Genomic DNA, 819 nt, shown 5'->3' with positions numbered 1-819 from the left:
TTGGCGATTTCATTGTCAATCAGGCGGTAAATTTGGGTGCGCGAATTACGCGGAGAAACCATCAAGTGATTGAACTTCACTGGGCGATAAGGGTTCTCAATGTATCCAAACACGTTGCGCACTTCATTGGTGATTTCTTGGTCTGCGGTGAGCAGCGAAAAGTCGGTATAGATTCGAGCGGTTTTTTCGTGGAAGTTGCCCGTGCCAATGTGCGCGTAGCGAATAATATCGTCACCTTCACGGCGACTGATCATCAATAACTTTGAGTGAATCTTTAAACCGGGCGCACCAAAGATGACGTGCACGCCAGCTTCAGTCAGAACTTTTGACCATTCAATATTTGCTTCTTCATCAAATCGTGCCTGCAGCTCAACGACTACAGTAACGTTTTTGCCGTTATGCACTGCATCAATTAAAGAGTTCATCAAGCGAGAGTCTTTGGCTACGCGGTAGATATTAATTTTGATGCTGAGCACTTTCGGGTCAAAGGATGCCTGGCGAACCAATTCACCAATATGGTCAAAGGTGTGATAAGGGTAGTAGAGCAGAATGTCTTTGGCTTTGATGGCTTCGAAACTGTTGGCGTAACCTTGAAAGTCTGCACACTTCATTGGTGGCATTGGTTTGTTTTCGAGGTATTCTCGCCCGACGTTTGGAAAAGCGATGAAATCTTTGAAGTTGTGGTAGCGTCCACCTGGAATTAGGTTGTCGTAATTGGAAATTCTTAGTTTGCTGCACAAGAAGTCGAGCATCTCTTGCGGCATTTCACGCTCATACACAAAGCGTACTGGCATGGCGGTTAAACGTTGGTTTACACCT

At 45.5% G+C, this 819-nt stretch carries 1 protein-coding gene; it reads right to left on the bottom strand.

Features of this window, described 5'->3' with window-relative positions:
• Nucleotides 1-819 (bottom strand): RNA degradosome polyphosphate kinase (locus tag R7Q09_RS24900; RefSeq protein ID WP_318143791.1); only part of this gene is annotated, 819 nt, incomplete at both ends.

The sequence above is a fragment of the Vibrio sp. 2130-1 genome (assembly GCF_033339515.1).
The sequence above is the reverse complement of the archived record's forward strand: the minus strand, read 5'-3'. Positions and strand labels throughout refer to the sequence as shown.